The organism is Nocardia sp. JMUB6875 (assembly GCF_041154655.1).
Lineage (GTDB): Bacteria > Actinomycetota > Actinomycetes > Mycobacteriales > Mycobacteriaceae > Nocardia.
This window is the reverse complement of the sequence record NZ_BAAFGR010000003.1, coordinates 29,048-46,658: the sequence shown is the minus strand read 5'-3', so window position 1 is coordinate 46,658 and position 17,611 is coordinate 29,048. Positions and strand designations below refer to the sequence as shown.

General features: G+C 69.0%; 6 protein-coding genes. 1 reads left to right on the top strand and 5 read right to left on the bottom strand.

What is annotated here, in order from left to right:
- The first annotated feature begins 36 nt into the window (after nucleotides 1–36).
- The gene (locus ACAM49_RS01400) at nucleotides 37–1,455 is read left to right on the top strand and encodes an amino acid permease (protein WP_369633607.1); all 1,419 of its coding nucleotides are present in this window, start codon (nucleotides 37–39) and stop codon (nucleotides 1,453–1,455) included.
- 101 nt (nucleotides 1,456–1,556) lie between these two features.
- Here the strand turns inward: ACAM49_RS01400 and ACAM49_RS01395 are convergent, their stop codons facing one another.
- Genes ACAM49_RS01395 through ACAM49_RS01375 form a run of 5 tightly spaced genes read right to left on the bottom strand, consistent with a single transcriptional unit; the run spans nucleotide 1,557 to nucleotide 17,512 of the window.
- Entirely contained in the window at nucleotides 1,557–2,798 is a 1,242-nt protein-coding gene (locus tag ACAM49_RS01395) for a glycosyltransferase (RefSeq protein ID WP_369633606.1), read from the bottom strand.
- 3 nt (nucleotides 2,799–2,801) lie between these two features.
- Nucleotides 2,802–4,091 carry a glycosyltransferase gene (locus ACAM49_RS01390; protein WP_369633605.1) on the bottom strand — a complete coding sequence of 430 codons (1,290 nt, stop codon included), beginning with the start codon at nucleotides 4,089–4,091 and terminating at the stop codon, nucleotides 2,802–2,804.
- 25 nt (nucleotides 4,092–4,116) lie between these two features.
- Nucleotides 4,117–5,190: an alpha/beta hydrolase gene (locus tag ACAM49_RS01385; RefSeq protein ID WP_369633604.1), complete on the bottom strand. Its 1,074-nt coding sequence runs from the start codon at nucleotides 5,188–5,190 to the stop codon at nucleotides 4,117–4,119.
- On the bottom strand, nucleotides 5,187–7,400 hold the full coding sequence (locus ACAM49_RS01380; RefSeq protein WP_369633603.1) for a thioester reductase domain-containing protein: 2,214 nt from the start codon (nucleotides 7,398–7,400) through the stop codon (nucleotides 5,187–5,189). Before ACAM49_RS01380 ends, ACAM49_RS01385 begins: the two co-directional genes overlap by 4 nt.
- Nucleotides 7,397–17,512: an HAD-IIIC family phosphatase gene (locus ACAM49_RS01375; RefSeq protein ID WP_369633602.1), complete on the bottom strand. Its 10,116-nt coding sequence runs from the start codon at nucleotides 17,510–17,512 to the stop codon at nucleotides 7,397–7,399. Before ACAM49_RS01375 ends, ACAM49_RS01380 begins: the two co-directional genes overlap by 4 nt.
- Between the last annotated feature and the right edge of the window lie 99 nt (nucleotides 17,513–17,611).

Here is a 17,611-nt window from a genome sequence, read left to right as displayed (position 1 = left end):
CCCTAGTTGAAATATCACCACCTGAAAGGCGCGACAATGTCTGTCGTCACCCGCCGCCCTCGCCCACCCATCACCCTCGGCGGAATCATGCGCCGCATGCCCGTCACCGATGCCGACACCGGCGATTTCACCAAGAGCATGGGCCTATGGCAACTGGTCGCGCTGAGTCTGGGCGGCCTGGTCGGCGCGGGGGTGTTCTCCCTGGCCGGGGTCGTGGCCAACGAGGTGGCGGGCCCGGCCGTGCTCATCTCCTTCGCCATCGCCGTCATCGCCTCCGGCGCGGCGGGACTGTGCTACGCCGAATTCGCGGGCATGGTGCCCAAAGCCGGTTCGGCCTACACGTATTCGTATGTGGCACTGGGCGAGATCATCGGCTTCATGATCGGCTGGGACCTGCTGCTCGAATACACCGCCATCGTGTCGGTGGTGGCGATCGCGGTCTCCGGCTACCTCAACTACATCACCCACTACATCGGATTCGACCTTCCGACTTGGGCCCTGGGCGCGCCCGGCACCGGCGAGGGCCGCAAGATCGACCTGTTCGCCGTCGTCCTGTGCCTGCTGCTGGCCTTCCTGCTCTCCCGCGGCACCCGCGAATCCGCCCGCGTGCAAACCGGACTCGTCGCGGTGAAGATGGTCATCGTCGGCATCGTCGTGATCGCCGGGGCCTTCCATATCAAGGCGGGCAACTACACCCCGTTCTTCCCGTTCGGCGTCGGCGGCGCGGTATCGGGTGCGGCCCTGGCGTTCTTCGCGGTCTACGGCTACGACGCCATGAGCGCGGCCGCCGAGGAGTCCAAGGACGGTAAGAAACTGCTGCCCAAGGCCATTCTCATCAGCCTCGGCATCGCCTCGCTCGTCTACCTGTTGGTGTGCCTGGTCATCGTCGGCATGGTGAACTACGCCGACATCGATGTCGCCGCACCGTTCTCCAGCGCCTTCGACACCATCGGCATGGGGATTCTCGGTCTGGTCATCGCGGTCGGCGCGGTCGTCGGCGTCACCACCTCCGCGTTCGCCAATATGCTCGCCGTCACCCGTGTCGGATTCGCCATGAGCCGGGACGGCCTGCTGCCCGACTACTTCGGCAAGTGCAGTGAACGCAAGGTCCCCACCCGCGTCATCTGGCCGGTCGGCATCGTCTCCGCCCTGATCGCCGGGTTCCTGCCCATCCGCGAGGCCGCCGAACTCACCAATGTCGGCATTCTCATGGCCTTCATCGTGGTCGCCCTCGGAGTCATGCGCCTGCGCCGCACCCGCCCCGACGCCGAGCGCGCCTTCCGCACCCCCTGGGTCCCGGTCGTCCCACTCATCGGCATCGCCTTCTCGCTGTGGCTGATCAGCCACCTCGACGTCATCACCTGGGTCCGATTCATCGTCTGGCTCCTGCTCGGACTCGCCCTCTACGCGGGCTTCGGCTACCGCAACTCTGTCCTCGCCCGCTCCCAGCCTTAAACGGCGACCACGACACGGCGATCACCACATCCTCGGGCCTCGATCTCGTCGAGGCCCGAGGATGTTTGCGGTTGCATGGTCTATTCGCCTGTCGGGCACCGTTATTCGGAGAGGCTTGCGGTGTAGATCGACAGGATTCGGGTGATGTGATTCGACTGGCGGGGTTCGTCGGCGTGGGGGGATAGAGCCTTGCGCATCAGTGGGAGGCGGGTGCGATCAGCTGCCAGGCCCGCGAGTTCGGTGGCGAAGGATTGGACCGAGGGGGTGGGGGTGCGGATGCTGCCGTCCTCGGGCACGGTTTCGGAGAGTTCGGGGTCGCAGTAGAGCACCGGGAGGCCCATGGCCACGGCTTCCAGGAGGACCATGCCCTGGGTGTCGCAGTCGGAGGTGAGGAGGAGGACGTCGTGGGTGCGCATGGCGGTCAGGCAGGCGGATTGGTCTACTTCGCCGTGTAGGTGGACGCGGTGGGAGAGGTTTGCGGCGGTGATGGCCTTGCGGGCGTCTTCGGCGAGGGGGCCGCTGCCGTAGATGTCCAGGGTGCAGTTGTCGACCAGGCGGGCCGCTTCGATCGCTTCGAGAGGGCGCTTTTCCGGGGATAGGCGGCCGCACCACAGGGCGCGCAGCGGCTCGCTCGCGTTCGGCCCCGGCTCGGCCGCGTTCAGGTCCGGCTCGCTCGTGCCGCGGATGCGGTCGAGGAGGGCGTCGTCGATTCCGTTGGATACCACGTGAATCGGGCGATCTACGCCGCGGGCGGCGAGGCGCCGGGCGAAGTGGTGGGTTGGGACGATCACGTGGTCGGTGGCTTGTGCGTGGGCGATCAGGGGACGCCAGGCCAGGCGGGTGGTGCGGGTGTCGCCGGGGTAGGGCGGGTGGTTGCGCAGGGGGACGAACCAGCCGTGCAGGAGCCGCATGGTCAGGGCGGCCAGGAACGGTGCGGGGGAATACTTTTCGATGACCGTGTCGTCGCGGCTCTGCATGGTTTGAATGATCGGGATGCCGTGGCGGCGCGCGGCACGGATGCCGGAGATGCCGCAGCCGTATGTGGTGAGGGAGTGCACGAGGTCGAAGGGGCCGCGGTCGGTGAAGGCGGCGTCGATCAGGCGTTGGTTGGCGCGCGTCGGCAGTACCAGCGGCAGGCCGTTCGACATCGCGAACGGCATCGGGCGGAGAACGACCGTGTCGGGGTCGGGCGGCACGGATCCCGGAGCGGGAGCGGAGAATACGGTCACGCGGTGACCTTGCCCGCGCAGGGCGTCGCGCAGGGATCGCATGGCGGTCTGGACGCCGCCCAGGGTGGTCGGGTGGAAGTCGGTGAACAGTGCGATGTGCAGGGATTCGGCCATCGATCAGGCCGTGGCCGTGACGGAGAGCCGCTCCACCGCGTCCGCGGCGGACGGGATGCCGGTCTCGGCGGAGACCAGGCGGCCGAGTTCCGCTGCGCGACTGCGGGCTTCGGGCGTCAAGGTCCGGACGAGTGCGTCGTGGAGCCGGTCCTCGGTCAGTTTCGGGTACGGGAAGTCGGCGCCGACGCCGAGCGCCGATATCCGCCAGCCGTAGAAGAACTGGTCGCTGTGCACGCCGATCACCACCGCGGGCAGGCCGGCGCGCAGCACGTCGTGGGTGTTGCCGCTGCCGCCGTGATGGACGACCGCCCGGCAGCGCGGCAGGACGCGGTCGTAGTCGAAGGAGTCCAGGACGAACAGCCGGCGGTCGTAGCCGATGCCGCGCGGATAGCCCTCGCCCTTGACCGTGACCAGGGCGCGGACGCCCAGCCTGCGGCAGACGGTGGCGATGAGATCGCAGGCCGCGGTCGGGTCGAGGATCGGCATGCCGGTCAGGCAGAAGTAGACCGGCGACTCGCCCTCGTCGAGCCAGTCGGTCAGCGCCGGATCGACCGCCGCCTCGCCCCACGCCCCGCGCATGTGCGCCGGGAGGACCGGTGCGCCGACGACGGTCGAGCGGTCCGGCCAATCCGTGGGCTTGGGCAGCAGCACCGGACTCACCATGTGCACCAGCGGAATACCTTCCGCACGGATGCGGCGGAACGGATTCTGCGGCTTGCCGGGCAACCCCATCAGCTGGCGCACCCGCCGATCCATCTTGTGATACGCCACGCCGTAGGCGATTTCGAAGGCCGTGTAGCTGGCCAGCCGCAGTCGCCGCGACGACACCATCTGTTTGACCGTGAACGAGGACGGGAACTCCGCGGTGCGCTCGAGCGGATAGGGCAGCCCGCCGATCACCCGCTGCCCGGTCTTCTCCCGCCGCTCCATCGCCCACGGCAGCGTCGAGGCGCAGGACACGATCACATCCGCGGATTCGCAAGCGCCGCTGAGCACTTCGTGCATTCTCTCACCGCGCTCCCCCGCCATGATCTTCACCGTGTCCAGCATGATCTGCAGGAACGGCAGCGGATTCCCGGAGGACAGCCCGCGTTTGGCCGCGGGCGACTCCAGCAGTTCCGCGGAGTTGAAGGGAATGACGTGCGGTTCGAACCCCGAGCGCCGCACCACATCCGCGTAGTTCTCGGTGGCGGTCATCTCGACATGGTGTCCGCGCGAACGCAATTCGTCGGCCAGGGCGAGATACGGCTGATGATCGCCCCGGGTTCCCGCGGTCAGCAATGCGATACGCATACTCTCGAATCCAATCGTGATCTCGTCAGTCGACCGGCCCGGCCGTGATCTCGTCGAGGAAGTCGACGATGTACCCGAATACGTCCAGGGCCGCACCGCGGCCGATGAACGTGTCGAGGTGGCCGTAGGACGGTATTTCGGTGTAGCGCACATCGACGCCGGGATTGCGCGCCGACAGCACCTCGTAACACAGCTTGTTGGAGTCGACCCACGCCTCGTTTCGACTGCCGGACAACAGCAGTACCGGGCAATCGATCCGATCGGCCGCGGTGAGCGCGTTCTCCGGCAGCGCCCGATAGCGGTCGTCGTCGACATTCCACCGGACCACGGCATGCGCCAGCTCCATCTGCCGCAGATGCGGCAGCACCGACAGCGGCACCGCGCCGAACAGTTGCGCCAGCCGGTCGTGCGTGCGCGCGTCGAGGTGGTCGTGCTCGAACAGCTTGGCGCCCATACCCCAGCCGTACTGGACCAGCCGGCACGTCGGGTCGGGGCAGTCGCCCTTGCGCGACAGCGCCGCGTAGAGCAGGGTGCGCCGCGACCACAGCCCGACCTTGCGGAAGTCGGATTCGAGGTGGGTGATGCGCGATCCGAGCAGTTCACTGCCCACCAGCACGCGCATGCGCGCGGAGGTGCGGACCTTCGGCGTCAGGAATACACCCTGCGCGACCACGCCCGCCAATCCCGGGAGCAGCCCGGCGGTCAGGCTCAGCGACAGCGACAGCGCGCCGATGCAGTGCGCCACCACGAACAGCGGCCGATCCCCGATCCGCTCCTTGACCTGCGCGACCGCGGCGGGCAGGTCGTAGAGGGCGACATCGTCGAAGGTGTACGGGCGGCCGGATTCGTTGTAGGGCAGCGCGCAACTGCCACGCCAGTCCAGCAGCCAGGATTGATAGCCCGCATCGGCCAGCACGTCGGTGATATTGCGAATCTCGGGCAGCGCGAACATCTCCGAGGACACCCCGTGCCCGTGCACCAGCAGCACCGCGGGCGCGTCGGGCGGGCCGACGCGCCGCAGCCGCAGGTCGACGCCGTCGGCCGTGCGGAAGGAGATCGATTCTCCGGCAAGGGTTTCGGTGGCTCGAAGGCCCGTCATCGGCGCTGCTCCTTACGCATGGCCCGGCGCAGATCCAGCAGATCGGTGCCGACCCGCAGGACCGGCTCCATGAGACTCTTGCCGAGCTGACCTCCGAACCAGCTGAGCCACAACAGCTTCGCCAGCCGCTGCTGCCGCTCGGGTAGCCGCGGATCGATCTCGATACCGTCGATCTGATCGGGGAGGTAGGTGTGCATCGGCACCGTCACCTCGCCGGTGTAGATCGCGGGCTCGCCGGAGCGCCCGATCTCGATCACCTGCGTTCCGAGCTGACGCACCAGACGACGGCTGGCGGCGGCGAACTTGTAGCCTTCGAACCACCAGTCGCCACCCGATGAATCACGCAGTGTCAGTTGGTAATGCATGATCGGGTGCCGCATCTCGTGACGCAGCGGAGTGCCGTCGTGCGGCCGGATGGTCGCCGACCCCTCGACGGTGAGCGGCTGATCGTGCAGCACGGCGCATCGCAACTCACCGCTGACCGCGAGTGTGCGCGCGCTGAACACCTGGGCACTGCTCGCGACCGACAGGGAAAGCCGCAATTCACAGGGTATTTCAGCGTTCTCGCCGATCGCTCCGATGGTCCCTGCGAGCGTTTCGTTGAACCGCAGGTAGGGCTCGTCCTCCGAAGGCGGCCCGGCGACGGTCTCGAGCATCTTCCCGCGTGCCGCTGCCCCCGACGCCGGGGCAGGCAAACCCTGGGCCGCCACGAATGCCTCGGTCCGCGTGGCTGTCGAGGGCGGCGCGGTCACCATGGCCGCGAGCTGCCGCCGAGCCGCCGGGCTCTGCAATACCTGCGCGAGCGATTCCAGCTCCGGCACCGGTTCGTCCCGGATCGCCCGCACCACGTCCTCACACCACTGCTCCCAATGCAGCACCCGCACACCCAGACCACCCAGCGTGGTCTCGGCCATCAGCTGCTCGAGCGAGGTCGGCGCACCGGTGAGGTGATACGTACGCCCCCAGGCGCTCGGCGTGGCAACGATCTCTGCCGTCACCCGGCTGACCCAGTCCACAGGCGCCGAGTTCAAGTACCGGAATCCCGGCACGGTGCGAAATCGCATGAGCGCCGCGGAGATTCCGGCATTGAGATCGCGCGGATTGTGCGCCCCCGTCTCCGGATGACCACCGATCCCGCCCGGACGCAGCACGGTCGCCACGAGCCCATGCCGCGCCGCCCGCTCGAGCAATGCCTCCGCCGCCCACTTCGACCGGTCGTACCCGATCGGCAAGGCGGCGACATTGGAGGTCGGTTCATCCTCCCCGAGCGTTTCGGCTTCGGTCCCGTTGAATACCGCCAGCGACGAGACATGATGCAGTGGCTTGGGTCGACCGGCACACGCGAGCTCCGCAAGCGTCAACAGCCCCAGCACATTCGTCCGCCGCAACGAGGGATACCCGCGCAGAAAGTCGACCGCCGCACCGGCATTGACAATCGAGTCGACCTCGTCGGCCAGCCGCTCCCACCGCTGCTCGGACAATCCCAGCCGAGCCGACCGCAGATCCCCCGCCAACGGCGTCACCCGCCGCATCACCTCACGCGAAGCGGGCAGCGAATATCCCCGCAGCGCCTGCCGCAGCCGTTCGGCCGCAGCCTTGTCATCGTCAGCCCGAACCAGACACACCACCTGGGCTTCGCTGTGCCGCAATAAATCCAACAGCAGGTGGCTACCGAGGAACCCGGTGGCCCCGGTCAACAGAACGCACCGCGGCGCGACCCGCTCCGGCGGCCCCACCAGCGGAAGCCGATCGGCGCCCGCGAGATCGGCGAACAATTGGGCGAGATCATCGGAGTCCGTCAGGGCTTCGGGGTGGTCGGCCAGCCAGTGGTGCGCCAGCCTGCGCGGCCGCGCATCGAAGAACACCGTATCGAGATCGGGATCGATGCCCAGCTCACGACTCAGTGCCGCAAGCAATTCCACCGCTGCTACGGAGGTGCCGCCCGCGTCGAAGAAGTCGGTGTCGGCATCCATCGGCGTCAGGGCGAACCGATTCGCGACCGCGGTGATCGCCGCGCTCAACGTATCGGCGTCCCACTGCCGTGTGTCCGTACGCGGTGCGGGGGTAGCCCCGGCAGCGGGCGCGGACCCGGTGCGTGCGAGCAGGGCGGTGATATCCATTGCGGCGCTGCCACGTTCGAGGCTCTCGCCGCGTGCACGGCGGTCCAGGCCCGAGTTCCGTACGGAGATGCGCTCGTCCGAATCTGTCATCGTTCCTCCCCGGCCCGCTCGACTCGCGACTCCCAGGATCGGAACTCCCGCAACCGGTCCGGGGACACCGACACATCCAGCCGTTGCCCCTCGACGGTTCGGCCCGGCAGGCGTGCGGCCAGTCGCCGGGCGGGTTCGTTGCGGGCGGTGTGCTCGACCGTCATACGCACCGTTGTGCAGCCGAGGGTGTCGGCGCGCTCGGCTACCCGGTCGAGCAGGCGTTCCTCGACGCCGCGGCCGAGGGCTCGGCAGCTGAGTTGCCAGCCGTCGACCCACAGGTCGTCCCCGTCCTTGCGCAGGGCCAGAATCGAGATCAGTCCGTAGTCGCCGAACCGGTCGCGTGCGGTCGCGGTCCACACCTCGCCCTCCGCGCGCCACCGGTCGAGATCCTCGACGGTCACGGCGCCGAGGGTGAACTGGTTGGTTCGGCGGACGAGTTGGCGGGCGCGCTCGAGGGTGGCGTCGGTCAGCGGCTCGATATCGACCTCCAGTTCCAGTCGCTCCAGGAATTCCGCGAATTCCGTTGCGGCACGGATGGTGTCACGTTCGTTCTCCTGCCGGTAGAAGTCGGCGCGCAGCCGATCCTCCGCGGTCGTGGCGATCGGCGTCATCGGCCACAGTCGCGTCAGGAATGACTCCAGTTCCTCGGCGGGCGGGCACGTCACCGACAGCACCTCGGGCAGCTGCGCGCGCATGCGCGCCACTTCGACCGGGTTGTCGTCGAGGAAGCAGAAGCTGTCGAGTCCCAGCCGCAGCATCCGCGCGATCTCCTCCAGCCGCTCGGGCTTACCGCCCCAGACCGCGGAGACGGCCGCGAAATCATCACGGCGCAAGGGGCTTTCGGGGCGCTCCAGGATGGCCTCGACGATATCGGCGTCATTGTTGGTAACCAGCACCAGCAGCGTCCCCGCCGCGCGCCACTGGACCAGCCGCCGGGCCAGCGCCAGCCGCGGCGCATCGAAAACCACTGCGTCGGGGCCGCTCTCGCCCGCCGTACCGCTCCACAGGGTGCCGTCCCCGTCCACGGCGATCACCTTCGGCGCGGGTTCGCGCACGGCATCGATGGTCGCGACGAGGGTGAGCGCCACGGCCGCCTGGAACTCGGGCGAGAAGGGCACGTGCGCCAGCACCTCGGTGCGTTCGTCGAACGGGTTGTCCACCGGATGGTTCCGTGTCCACTCACCCGGCTCCAGCACCGCCACGCCCGCGACGTCCCGCAGCCGTTCGGCGACCAGCCGCTCCCAGGCGAGCAATCGTTCCTCGGTCCGCATCGACGGGAGTATGCCGACGACAACCGGCTTGCGCGTGCGTTCGGCCAATTCGCGCACGGCGGCCGGGTACTCGGCGGCGAGTTCGGTGAGCAGATCGTCGGAGATCGTGCCGAACCGTTCGAGATCGGTCGCCCGCAGCAATACGATGCCGAGCGCGGTCGAAGGCTGTGCGAAGACGCCCGCGGGGTCACGCAGACCCGCCAGCACCTGGTGATAGGGCGCCTCCGCGACACTGATCGCGGCGCCGGGAGCATCCGGAGCCTGCGCCGACGCCGCCACCACCAGCTCGGGCAGCCTGCCCAGCGCGAAGGTCGCCCCGAGCGCCACACGAGTGCCGGAAACCGCCGGCCGCGCCGCAGATTCAGGCCGGGCAGGAGCGCCCGGATCGGTGATCGCCGTCTCGACCATCGCCAGATACTGCGCGCCGAACTCGGCGCAGGTGTCCGCGTCGATGATGTCGCTGTTGTAGGTGAACCACACCTGCCCGGTATCCGGCAGCACCGCCACCATCAGGTCGAGATCGGAGTAGCCGGTGCTGACCGGCACCACCTCGGTCGCGGCGACCGCGGAGTTGGCGCGCAGATAGTTGAAGTACACCTCGACGAGCGGGGCGTTGTCGCGATGCAGGCCCTCCGCGGCCAATGCGGTGAGCACCTCCGCGAAACCCGCGCCGGGCACGAGCAGGGTCCGCAGCCGCTCACCGGTACGCCGCAGCACGTCGACGACCGGTTCATCGGCCGACACCGACGCCGGGAACGGCACGGGCACACCGAAATACCCGACGGCATCGGTGGCGTCGGCATGCATGCGGGTGTCCACCGGCACCGCCAGCGCGAACCGGTCGACCTGTTGCCGCCGGGCCAGCACCACGGTCAGCGCGCCGAGGAAGATCGCCGCGGGCGTGAGCCCGAGCTCGCGTGCTCGGTCCGCGACCCGGTCGTGCAGCCCGCCGGGCAGTTCGAGCGCGATCGCGCCCGCACCGTAACTGCGCTGCGCCGGGCGCGGATTCGCGAGCGTCAGCTCGAGTCGGCGCGCACCGGCGAAGGCTTCGCGCCACTGGCCGGTCGCGGCATCGCTACGGTCGCGCCCGCTGGGCTGGGCGGCGAGCAGCTGATGCATATCGCGGTTGGTCACCGAGTCGCCGAGCGGCGCACCGGTCAACTCCGCGGCGAGCTCACCGGCCACCAGCAGCATCGACTGCACGTCGCTCATGCTGTGATGCGCGCCGAAAAGCAGTACCGGATCGGCGGATTCGGCGTCGAGCATTTCGAAGCGCCAGAGCGGCCCGGTCTCCAGGTCGAACGGCCGGGCCATCAGTTCCCGGAAGCATTCCTGCACGACGGCGTCATCGAGATGATCGAGTTGCCGCCAGGACGCGAGTTCGCCGGGTTCCCTGTGGATTTCTAACTGTCTCCCGTGCTCGCCGGGACGGATGGTGGTGCGCAGCGCGGCATGTCGGCGGGCCAGTCGCGTCAACGCCTCCGACAGCTGGGCTTGGGTGATGCGCGCGGGCAGTCGCACGGCGACGCCGCCGGTCTGCGCGGCGCTGGGAATGCCGAGCTGCTCGGTGCGCAGCAGGCGCATCATGTCCCGCGTCACCGGTAGCACCTCGACCTCGGGCACCTCGGCGGACTCGTCCTCGTCGGCGCGAGAATCACCCTGCTGCAGTACTTCTGAGACGAGATGGTCGGCGAGATCGGTGAGGTTCTGCTCGGCCAGGATAACGCCGAGGGAAACCGAGATCCCGGTGTGCTCGCGCACCTTGTTGCGCAGCTCGATCGCCATCAGCGAGTCCAGGCCCAGACTCTGGAAGGTCTCCTGCGCCGACACCGTCTCGGATCCGGAATGGCCGAGCACCTGCCCGGTCCACTCGGCGATCGCGGATACCGCGAGCGCCGTGGCCTCCGGGCGAGGGAGCGACCGAAGTTGTTCGGCGAAGCGCGAATCCGCGGCCACATCGGCGCTCGAGTGGTCGGCGACGGCTCGGCGCGACGCCCTGCGGACCAGCCCGCGCAGCAGCGGCGGGACGGAGGGAGAGCGCCGTAGCACCTCGGTGTCGAGCAGCAGCGGCACCAGCAATGGATCGTCGACCCGCAGCGCGGCATCGAAACACGCCATGCCCTGCGGCACCGAGAACACACGCACACCCGCGCGCTCGATCCGCCGAATGTCGGCCTGGGCGTAGTGGTCGTGCATATCGACCTCCCACGCACCCCATGCCAGCGACTGGGCGGGCAGCCCGAGCGCCCGGCGGCGCAGCGCCAGCACATCGAGGTACGCATTGGCGGCCGCGTAGTTCGCCTGCCCGGGGGTGCCGAAAAGCCCGCCCGCCGCGGAGAACAGCACGAACATCGACAGGTCCCGATCCGCCGTCAGCTCGTGCAGGTGTTGTGCCGCATCGACTTTCGGGCGCAGCACCCGGTCGAGCCGCTCGGGTGTCAGCGAGGCGAGCACACCGTCATCGAGTACGCACGCCGCGTGGACCACACCGGCCAATGGCAGCCCGTCGAGCAACTCCGCCAGTGCCGAGCGATCGGTGAGGTCGCAAGCGGCGAATCGCACTCGCGCCCCGCGGTTTTCCAGATCGTCGCGCAGCGCACGCCCGCCCGGGCCGTCGATGCCACGGCGGCTCACCAGCACGAGATCTCGAACGCCGTACGCGTCCACCAGATGACGCGACAAGGCTGATCCGAGCCGGCCCGGCGCTCCGGTGACGAGTACGGCACCCTCCCCGGGCACCACCCGGCCCTCCACCGCACGTCCCATCGACTCCGGCAGTCGGGCCAACCGCGGCCGGAACACCGCACCCTCTCGCACCGCCAGTTGAGCCTCGCCGGTTGCGAGGAGTGCGGCGATATCCGGCTCCCCACCGGCCGTGTCGATCAGGACGATACGGCCGGGCTGTTCCGACTGAGCCGAGCGCACCAGCCCCCAGGCGACCGCGCCCGCCGGATCCGGCACCGCATCATCGGTGACGGCCACGGCGCCGCGGGTCCGGACGACCACGGTCGTCCGTTCGAATCGGCTGTCGCCGAGGATCGTTTGCAGCGAGGCCAGGACGTATTGTGCGGTCTGGTGCACCTGCTCGGGTGATTCACCCTCGGGCACGGACAGCACGATCGCGTCGGCGTCCCCGGCCGCGGCGGATTTCCACTCGCAGACCGTGCGTGCCCGCTCCGGCGTCGGCAGTGTGAGCTCCGTCCACTCCATACGGAACAGGCGGCGGTGCGCGGAGGCGACCGACGCGGCATCCCACTGTGCGGCGGGAACCGGGCGCAGCAGCACCGAGCCCGCCGACACCACGGGGCGTCCGCCGCGGTCAGTGGCGGACATGGTGATGGCGTTCGCGCCGGATCGGGTCAGCCGGACGCGCAAAGCCGTTGCGCCCGAGGCCCACAGCGCGACATCGGTCCACACGAACGGCAGCAGGGCATGCGCGCCGTCCTCGGCGAACAGGGCGGTGGCGTGCAGGGCGGCGTCGAGCAGGGCCGGATGGATGCCGAACCGCGCGGCGTCGGCATGCGCGGCGTCGGCGAGTTCGACCTCGGCGAAGATCTCGTCGTCCCGCCGCCAAGCCGACCGCAGCGCGCGGAACTGCGGGCCGTACTCGTGACCGCGCGCGAACAGCTCGCCGTAAAGGGCCTCGACATCGACCCGTTCCGCGTCCGCAGGAGGCCAGACCGATGAATTCACCTGCGGTGGAGCGATTTCGGATTCGTCGACCAGGCTGCCATCGGCATGCAACGTCCACCCGGCGTCGGGGTCGTTCTCGTCCCGGGCATAGATGCGCACTGTCCGACGCTCTTCGCTGCCGCCGACGACGGTCTGGATCCGTACCGCGCCACGCTCGGGAACCAGCAACGGGGCGCGCAGCACCAGTTCACGCACGACCGGGCTGTCCAGCTCGTCACCGGCCCGGATCGCCATCTCGACCAGGGCCGCGCCCGGCAGCAGCACCGCGTTCGGTCCCGCGTGATCGGCGACCCAGGGCTGCAGTCGCCGCGAGAGCCGCCCGGTCAGGATGACGCCGTTCGAATCCGGTTGCGGCACAATGGCACCCAGTACCGGGTGAGAAACCTCTTCGAGCCCGAGCGCCGCGGTATCGCGGTTGCTGCGCTCGGTCCAGAATCGCCGCTCGTCGAAGGCGTACGTGGGCAGATCGACCCGGCCGTATTCGGGAACCGAACCGGTCCAGTCGAGGTCGTGGCCCGCGACGTAGAGGGCGGCCTGCGCCCTGGCCAGGCTGGTCGGTCCGTCCTGGTCGCGTACCAGGGAACCCACCGCCACCACCTCGCGGTCGAGACCCTCCGACACCGACTGCACCGCCGCCGTCAGCGCGGGATCCACGCCCAGTTCGACGAAATACCGGAAGCCGTCGGCGATCATGCGCTCGATGGTGGGCATGAACAACACGGTTTGGCGCGCGTTCCGATACCAGTACTCGGGTTCGATCGGCTCGCCCGACACGAGTTCGCCCGTGACCGTCGAATACCACTGTGTGGCAGGCGCATTCGCGGTGACGTCGCCCAGTTCGGCCAACAGCGGTTCGCGGATGGCCTCGATCAGCCGGCTGTGCCCGCCGAAGCCGGTGCCCGAGGCACGGAGCCTGGTGTGGATCCCCTCCCGGCCGAGCTCGGCCAGCAGCGCCTCCACCGCGGCTTGTTCACCGCTCACCATCGTCGACCGTCGGACGTTGACGGCCGAGACCGTTACCCGGCCGCCGAACTCCGCCAGCCGAGCCCGGGTCTCCGCCTCGGGCAGGCCGACCAGCGCCATCGCACTCGGTTCGGGAACAGCGTGCATGAGGCGGCTGCGCGCGACGACAATCCGTGCGGCGTCACCCAATTCGAGCACACCGGCACAGTAGGCGGCGGCGACCTCGCCCTGCGAGTGGCCGACCACCGCGTCCGGGGTCACGCCCGCCGCGCGCCACACCGCCGCGAGCCCCGCCATGGCCGCAAACAGCAGCGGCTGCACGATGGGCGATTCCCACAGTTCGGCCACGGTCAGTTCGTTCAGCCGGTCCACCAGGGACCAGCCGAGCAATGCGCCGAATGCCTTGTCGCACTGCTCGAATTCGGCGCGGAACTCCTCGGAGCTGGTGAGCATGTCACGCGCCATCCCGGCCCATTGCGCACCCTGTCCGGGGAAGACGAACGCCGTCTTCGCATTGGTGAGCACCGCGCCCGCGCCGACGATGACATTCGCCGACGACTCGCCATCCACCAGCGCACGGAGCCCGCCGACCATCTCGTCCCGATCGGACGCCACCACGACGGCACGACGCTCGAACTTTGTGCGCTGCACTACCAGCGCGCGTGCCACCGGTCCCGGCGTCAGTCCCGGTTCGGCGGCCACCAGATCGAGCAGCCGCTCGGCCTGACCCCGCAACGAGGCCTGGCTTCGCGCCGAAATCGGCAGCAGCACAACCCCACTCCGGTCACCGCCCGAGATCTCGGGCGCTGCCACGGGTTCGGGCGTCGCTTCCTCGAGGATCAGGTGCGCGTTGGTACCGCTGAGCCCGAAGGCGCTCACCCCGGCCCGGCGCGGCCGATCTCCGCGCCGCCACGGCAGCGTCTCGGCCGCGACGGCCACCCCGCTGCGCTCCCAATCGACGTGCGCCGAAGGCACACTCGCGTTCAGGGTGGCGGGGATGCGCTCGTGCTGCAGTGCGAGAACGAGTTTGATGACACTGCCCACGCCCGCAGCGGCCTGCGTATGTCCCACATTGGATTTCAGCGATCCGATGCCGAGCGGACGTGCGGGATCGCGACCGGGTCCGAATACCCGCGCCAGCGCCCGCGCCTCGATCGGATCCCCTAGCGCGGTACCGGTGCCATGCGCCTCGACATAGTCGATATCGTGCGGCGCCAGGCCCGAGACCCGCAGCGCCGAACGCAGTACCTGTTCCTGCGCAGCGCCATTCGGTGCGCTGAGCCCCTGGCTGCGGCCGTCCTGATTGACGGCGGAACCGCGAATGACCGCGAGTACCCGATCCCCGTCCCGGCGCGCGTCACCGAGCCGTTTCAGCAGCACCAGCCCGGCGCCCTCGGCCCACACCGTGCCGTCCGCATCGGCGGAGAACGGCGCACACCTACCGGTCGGTGACAGGACACCCAGTTTGCACAGCTCGATGTGCGCGATCGGCGACATCAGCAACGTGGCGCCGCCCGCCAGGGCGAGATCACATTCGCCCGCCCGCAGGGCCTGCATCGCCGAATGCATGGCGACGATCGATGAGGAGCAGGCGGTGTCCATGGTGACCGCAGGACCGTGCAATCCCAGCGTGTAGGAGATCCGCCCGGAGGCGACACTCGGCGAAATCCCGGTTCCGACTTGACCATTGAGCTGTTCGGGCGCGGGATCGGCCAGGTAGCCGGTGCTGTACACGCCGAGGTATACGCCGGTCGAACTGCCGTGCAGGGTGCGCGGATCGCGGCCGGAGCGCTCGATCGCCTCCCACGCCAATTGCAGCATGATGCGCTGCTGCGGATCCATGACCGCGGCTTCGCGCGGGCCGATTCCGAAGAAGGCTGCGTCGAAGCGGTCGATGCCGTCGACATAGCCGCCGCGGAAGGTGTACGCCTTGCCGGTCGCGGTGGTGTCGGGGTCGTACAGGCCCTCGATATCCCAGCGGCCCGCGGGCAGCTCGCCGAGTGCGTCGCCATGGCCGTCGAGCAGTCGCCACAGCGCCTCGGGGGAATCCGCCCCGCCGGGGAATCGGCAGGCCATCGACAGAATCGCGATCGCGTCATCGTCCGCGTCGTCCTCGCGGGCATCCGCACCCTCGTCTGTCCCGGCAGCCGCGGCCTCGATCCCCGGCTCGATCGGCGCGGCGGGCGCGAGCGCCGTGGCCACGCCGTCGATCGTGGGATGGTCGAAGAACATATTGGTGTCGACGAAGCTCCCGACGAAGTCCGACAGCTCGATCACGAGCTCCACCAGATCGTTTGAGCCCAAACCGAATTCGACCAGCGGCCGATGCACATCGATGCGCTCGGGATCCAGCGCCGCCTGCTTGGCGACCTCCAGCACCAGCCAGGATCGGATCGCCTCCGCGGACGGCCCCGCCTCGGCGGCCTCGACCTCCGCGCTCGGCGCTTCCGGTTCGTAGTCGTACAGCTCGTCCTCGGGCGAGCGCAGCGGACCGGCTGTGAGCGCGAGCAATTCGCCGGACAGATAGGCCGCCCGGCACGCCGACCGCTGGATCTTCCCGCTACTGGTCTTGAAGATCGTCCCCGGCCGGATCAACAGCACCGTCTCGAGCGTGAGCCCGAACTCCGCCGAAACCGCCCCGCGCACAGCGTCTTCGATCGCGGCCAGTTCGCCGGGCTCCTCGGTCCGGACCTCGGCCACCACGACCGGTCGCTCCCCCGCCGCGAGCTCGACGGAGAATGCCGCGACGCAGCCCGGCCGAATGCCTGGATGCGCGGTCTCGACGGACGCTTCGATGTCCTGTGGATAGTGGTTGCGCCCGTCGATGATCAGCAGATCCTTGCTCCGGCCGGTGACGAACAGCTCTCCGCCGGAACGAATTCCGAGGTCACCGGTACGAAGGTAGCGCCGATCGTCACCGGGCAGCGTCGCCCCGAACACGTCCTCGGTGGCATGCGCGTCGCGAAAGTACCCGGCGGACACACTCTTTCCGCTGACCCAGATCTCTCCTTCTACCCCGTCCGCGCGCTCGGTACGGTGTTCGGGGTCGACGATCGCGATCGACATCCCCTCGACCGGCCGCCCGACACCGACCCACTCCCGGCGACTCTCGATCCCCGCGATCTCGCGAACCGTCGGCGCCTCGGTCGTGGACGAAGCGGTCACGATCAATGTGGCCTCGGCCAGCCCGTACACCGGCTGATGGGATTTCGCGCGGAACCCGACCCCGGCGAACGCCTCGCTGAACCGCCGCATGGTCGCGGCCCGTACCGGCTCCGAGCCGTTGAACGCCACCCGCCACCGGGCCAGATCCACCCCCTCGAGCTGCTCGGGCGTGATCTTGCGCGCGCACAGTTCGTAGGCGAAGTTCGGTCCGCCGCTGGTGTGGGCGCGATACGTGGAGATCGCCTTCAGCCAGCGCTCGGGCCGCTGCAGAAAATGCAGCGGCGACATCAGCACCGAATTCGCGCCCATGTAAATGGTGTGCAGGAGCGGCGCGATGAGTCCCATGTCGTGGTACATGGGCAGCCAGCTGGCGAACAGCGCGCCGTCCCACGAGTCGGCGATCGCGCGGTCGTGCCCGAGCCCGTCGGCCAGCGCGGCCTGATTGTGCAGCAGGTTCTCGTGGGTGAGCAGAACGCCGCGCGGCGCACTGGTGGACCCGGAGGTGTACTGGATGAACGCGACCGATGACGGCCCGAGATCCGGCTCCCGCCAGCGCATTGCCTCATCGTCGGCGATCAGATCGGTGGCCAGCCACGGCACCGCCGCCAGCTCGGGAATCTCGCCGTGCAATGCCGTCGCGTCCGCGACGACCTTCTGCGGCGCCAGCACGACGTCGACCTCGGCATGGGTCACCATGCGCCGCAGCCTGCGCAGGGAACGGTTGTCCCACTCGGGAAGTGGCGCGGGCACCGCGACCACACCGGCCGCCAGACACCCCAGGAACGCCTCGGCGAATTCCCGGCCCGCCGGATAGAGCAGCAGTGCCCGCGGCGCCGAATCCCGCCGGGGCGCCGACTCCCGCAGTGCGGCGCCGATCGCCCGCACCCGCAATCCCAGCTCGGCATACGAGACTTCGCGGACAACGCCGTCGACGTCACCACTGTCCAGGAACCGGTACACCAACTCGGCGGGCCGAGCTTCGACCTGAGCGAACAGTGTTTCGACGAAAGTGTTGACCACGAACTACTTCCTCTGACGGAAAACCGAGCCACGACAGAGCTATCCTTCCACCGCCGCCGGACCTGGGCGAGATCAAAGATCTCCCACCGGGGCCCCGAA